The organism is Subtercola sp. YIM 133946 (assembly GCF_036553535.1).
Lineage (GTDB): Bacteria > Actinomycetota > Actinomycetes > Actinomycetales > Microbacteriaceae > Subtercola.
The window spans coordinates 1-5,153 of the sequence record NZ_JAZHPE010000044.1; the positions used below are offsets into that span (position 1 = coordinate 1).

The following is a 5,153-nucleotide window of genomic DNA, read 5'->3' on the forward strand; positions in this document are numbered from 1 at the left end:
CAGCGCCTATCGAAACCCGCACACGTAGGGGTTTCGATACGCGACGCTCCGCGCCGCTACTCACCCAGCGCCTCCGCCGGTTGAGTAGCGCGCAGCGCGTATCGAAACCCCCGCGTAGCGAAACCCGCCCGCCTCAGAACCAGTCAGACTCGCGAACCTGGCGCATCGCCTCGCGGCGGGTGTCTTTCTCGAGGCGGTCGAGGTAGAGCATGCCGTCGAGGTGGTCGGTCTCGTGCTGCAGGGCCTGGGCGAGCACTCCCGTGCCCGACACTTCGACCTCGTTGCCGTCGACGTCGGTGCCCACCGCACGGGCGAACGGGTAACGCTTCGTCTTGAACCAGAGGTTCGGCACCGAGAGGCAGCCCTCGTCCATGAATTCGGGCTCACCCGAGAGTTCGACGATGCGCGGGTTGATCAGGTAGCCGAGTTCGCCGTCGACGAAGTAGCTGAAGGCGCGCAGGTTCACCCCGATCTGCGAGGCCGCGACGCCCGCGCGGCCCGGCACCTGCACGGTCTCGAGCAGATCATCCACCAGCCCCCGCACCCGGTCGTCGATCGCTGCGACCTCGTCAGAGACGGTCTTGAGCACGGGGTCACCGAAGATGCGAATCTCACGCACGGTCATTGTTGAGTTCTCCTGGGGGTGGGTCGTCTTTCGACCGTATCAAACGTCAGGCGGGCTCGACGACCACGAGCAGGTCGCCCGCTTCGACCTGTTGCGTCGTCGGTATGGCGAGCCGCTTCACGGTGCCGCCGACCGCGGTGGTGATCGCCGCCTCCATCTTCATGGCCTCGATGGTCGCGACCGCATCGCCGGCCGCGAGCACGTCGCCCTCGGCGACCTTGAGGGTGACGACGCCCGAGAACGGGGCTGCGACGTGCCCGGCGCGCGCGCTGTCGGCCTTCTCGGCCTGAGTGACGGTGACCTTCACGCTGGTGTCGCGTACCGAGACGGGCCGCAGCTGGCCGTTGAGGATGGTCATGACGGTGCGCATGCCCTTCTCGTCGACCTCGCCGATCGCCTCGAGCCCCACGAAGAGCCGCACACCCTTCGAGATCTCGACCACGTGCTCATCGCCCTGTTCGAGCCCGTAGAGGTAGTCGACGGTGTCGACGGCCGAGAGGTCGCCGTAGCTCTCCCGCACCTGCGCGAACGTGGCGGTCGGGCCGGGAAAGAGCAGCCGGTTGAGAGTGTCGCGCCGCTCGGCCGAGCTGCCGTCGAGCAGCGCCCTGTCGGCGTCGCTGACGTCGGTGACGCCGACCCTGACGTCACGGCCGGCGAGTACCTTGGTGCGGAACGGTTCGGGCCAGCCGCCCGGCAGGTCGCCGAGTTCACCCGCCATGAAACCGATGACGCTGTCGGGGATGTCGTAGTTCTGGGGGTTCTCGGCGAAGTCGGCCGGGTCGGCACCCACGGCGGCGAGTTGCAGGGCGAGGTCGCCGACGACCTTCGACGAGGGGGTGACCTTCGGAATACGGCCGAGGATGTTGTTGGCCGCGGCATAGAGGTCTTCGATCTTCTCGAAGTGGTCGGCCAGGCCGAGCGCAATGGCCTGCTGGCGCAGGTTCGACAGCTGGCCGCCCGGAATCTCGTGCTTGTACACGCGCCCGGTGGGGCCGGGCAGCCCCGACTCGAACGGCCGGTAGATCTCGCGCACGGCCTCCCAGTACGGCTCGAGGTCTGAGACGGCCTGCAGCGACAGCCCGGTGTCGCGCTCGGTGTGCGCGAGGGCGGCGACCAGGGCGGACGCCGACGGCTGGCTGGTGGTGCCGGCCATCGGCGCACTGGCCACATCCACCGCGTCGGCACCCGCACGCGAGGCGGCGAGCAGGGTGGCGAGCTGCCCGCCCGCGGTGTCGTGGGTGTGCACGTGCACCGGCAGCCCGAAGTTCTCGCGGAACGCGGTGACGAGTTTCTCTGCGGCGTAGGGCCGCAGGAGACCCGCCATGTCTTTGATGGCGAGGATGTGCGCTCCCGAGGCCACGATCGTCTCGGCCAGACGCAGGTAGTAGTCGAGCGTGTACAGGTCTTCGGCCGGGTCGAGCAGGTCGCCCGTGTAGCAGACGGCCACCTCGGCCACCGTCGTGCCGGTGGCGAGCACCGACTCGATGGCGGGCCGCATCTGGTTGACGTCGTTCAGCGCGTCGAAGATGCGGAAGATGTCGACCCCCGACGCCGCGGCCTCCCGCACGAATGCGTCGGTGACCTCGGTGGGGTACGGCGTGTAGCCCACCGTGTTGCGGCCGCGCAGCAGCATCTGCAGAGCCACGTTGGGCAGCGCCTCACGCAGCGCGGTGAGCCGCTCCCATGGGTCTTCGCCGAGGAACCGCAGCGCCACGTCGTAGGTGGCGCCGCCCCACGCCTCCATCGAGAAGAGGCCGGGAGTCATGCGGGCGACGTAGGGCGCAACGGCCACGAGGTCTTTCGTGCGCACCCGGGTGGCGAGCAGCGACTGGTGGGCATCCCGCATCGTCGTCTCGGTCACGGCGAGGGCGGTCTGCGCGCGCAGGTCGGCGGCGAAACCGACCGGCCCGAGCTCGAGCAGCCGCTGGCGCGAACCGGCAGGTGCCGGCGTCGACAGGTCGAGCGCGGGCAGCTTCGCCGCCGGGTTCACCGAGCCGGGCCGCTTGCCGTTCGGCTGGTTCACCGTGACGTCGGCGAGCCAGTTCATGATCTTCGTTCCGCGGTCTTTCGACACGTGGGTGGCGAACAGCTGCGGGCGCTCTTCGATGAACGATGTGCTCAGGTCGCCGGCCACGAAGGCCGGGTCGTCGAGCACCGCCTGCAGAAAGGGGATGTTCGTCGAGACGCCGCGGATGCGGAACTCGGCCAGCGCCCGCTTCGACCGGCGTACGGCGGTGGCGAAGTCGCGGCCGCGGCAGGTGAGCTTGGCGAGCATCGAGTCGAAGTGCGGGCTGATCTGCGCACCGGATGCCACGGTGCCGCCGTCGAGGCGGATGCCGGCGCCGCCCGGCGAACGGTAGGTGGTGATCTTGCCCGTGTCGGGGCGGAACCCGGCGTTCGGGTCTTCGGTGGTGATGCGGCACTGCAGCGCGGCACCGCGCAGCACGATGGTGTCTTGGCTGAGCCCGAGCTCTGCGAGCGACGAGCCCGAGGCGATGAGCATCTGCGATTGCACCAGGTCGACGTCGGTGACCTCTTCGGTCACCGTGTGCTCGACCTGGATGCGCGGGTTCATCTCGATGAACACGTGCTCGCCCGCGCGCTCCCCCACGGTGTCGACCAGAAACTCGACGGTACCCGCATTCACGTACCCGATCGACTTGGCGAATTTGATCGCGTCGGCGTGCAGGGCATCACGCAGCTCATCGCTGATGTTGGGAGCCGGCGCGATCTCGATGACCTTCTGGTTGCGGCGCTGCACCGAGCAGTCGCGCTCGAACAGGTGCAGCGTGGTGCCGTGCGCATCGGCTAGGATCTGCACCTCGATGTGCCGCGGCCTCAGAACGGCCTGCTCGAGAAACATGGTGGGGTCACCGAACGCGCTGTCGGCCTCCCGCATCGCCGCCTCGAGTGCCGGGCGCAGCTCGTCGGCCGTCTCGACCCGCCGCATGCCCCGCCCGCCACCGCCGGCGACGGCCTTGGCGAAGATCGGGAACCCGATGGCCGCTGCCCCCGCGATGAGCTCTTCGATGTCTTGGGTGGCCGGAGTCGACTTCAGCACCGGAACGCCGGCTGCGATCGCGTGCTCCTTCGCGGTGACCTTGTTTCCCGCCATCTCGAGCACGTGCTGGCCGGGGCCGATGAACGTGATGCCGTTCTCGGCCGCCGCCTTCGCCAGCTCGGGGTTCTCCGACAAAAAACCGTAGCCCGGGTAGATCGCGTCGGCGCCCGACTCCTTCGCCACCCGGATGATCTCGCTCACGTCGAGATAGGCCCGAACCGGATGCCCGACCTCGCCGATCTGGTACGCCTCATCGGCCTTGAGGCGGTGCATCGAGTTGCGGTCTTCGTACGGAAACACCGCGACCGTTGCTGCCCCCAATTCATAGGCCGCCCGAAACGCCCGAATGGCGATCTCGCCACGGTTTGCTACCAGGATCTTCTTGAACATGGAGGTCCTTCTGGTTGTCGTGCGGCATCCATGCGGCACACAGGAGACAGTTAGGTTCCTCCAGCCTAGTGAAGGTAACGTAGACGATTGTGCATGTACTCAGCGTCAGCTCACTCAAGGGCGGTGTCGGTAAGACGACCGTTACCCTCGGTCTGGCTTCGGCAGCCTTCGCGAAGGGGCTGCGCACGCTGGTGGTCGATCTCGACCCGCAGTCCGACGTCTCGACCGGTATGGACATCAACGTCGCCGGTCACCTGAACGTGGCCGACGTGCTGGCCTCGCCGAAGGAGAAGATCGTTCGGGCGGCCATCGCGCCCAGCGGCTGGACCAAAGACCGCGGCGGCACCATCGACGTGCTGATCGGGTCGCCGTCGGCGCTGAACTTCGACGGCCCGCATCCGTCGATCCGCGACATCTGGAAACTCGAAGAAGCCCTCGCCACCGTCGAGAGCGACTACGACCTCGTGCTGATCGACTGCGCCCCCTCGCTGAACGCCCTGACGCGCACCGCGTGGGCCGCGAGTGACCGCGTCACCGTCGTGACCGAGCCGGGACTGTTCTCAGTGGCCGCTGCCGACCGCGCGCTGCGCGCCATCGAAGAGATCCGCCGCGGTCTCTCCCCCCGCCTCCAGCCGCTCGGCATCATCGTGAACCGCGTGCGGTCGCAGTCGCTCGAGCACCAGTTTCGCATCAAAGAGCTGCGCGACATGTTCGGCCCGCTGGTGCTCTCACCCCAACTGCCCGAGCGCACGTCGTTGCAGCAGGCCCAGGGTGCGGCGAAGCCGCTGCACGTGTGGCCCGGTGAGGGCGCGCAGGAGATGGCGCGCAACTTCGACCTTCTGCTCGAGCGCGTGATGCGAACAGGGCGTCTCGGCGACTACGCCGACCTCGCCACCAAGGCCTGAGTCTCGGCGCAGTCGGTTTCGATACGCGTGACGCTGCGCGTCGCGCTACTCAACCAGCGGGGGTGGCGCAGTGGTTTCGATACGCGTGACGCTGCGCGTCGCGCTACTCAACCGGCGGGGGTAGCGCAGTCGGTTTCGATACGCGTGACGCTGCGCGTCGCGCTACTCAACC

Annotated in this window: 3 protein-coding genes; 1 reads left to right on the forward strand and 2 read right to left on the reverse strand. The window is 68.1% G+C overall.

Annotated elements, in window-relative coordinates; translation table 11 throughout:
- Positions 1-133: 133 nt before the first annotated feature.
- Together def and V3W46_RS14025 are read right to left on the reverse strand one after the other, a co-directional pair.
- Positions 134-625 (reverse strand): peptide deformylase, encoded by a 492-nt coding sequence (def, locus tag V3W46_RS14020; protein WP_331783746.1) that lies wholly within the window; start codon positions 623-625, stop codon positions 134-136.
- 46 nt (positions 626-671) lie between these two features.
- Positions 672-4,076, reverse strand: coding sequence for a pyruvate carboxylase (locus V3W46_RS14025; RefSeq protein ID WP_331783747.1), 3,405 nt, complete (start codon positions 4,074-4,076; stop codon positions 672-674).
- Between the two features lie 89 nt (positions 4,077-4,165).
- Between V3W46_RS14025 and V3W46_RS14030 the strand changes: the two genes are divergently transcribed.
- Positions 4,166-4,981: a ParA family protein gene (locus V3W46_RS14030; RefSeq protein ID WP_331783748.1), complete on the forward strand. Its 816-nt coding sequence runs from the start codon at positions 4,166-4,168 to the stop codon at positions 4,979-4,981.
- The last annotated feature ends 172 nt before the right edge of the window (positions 4,982-5,153 follow it).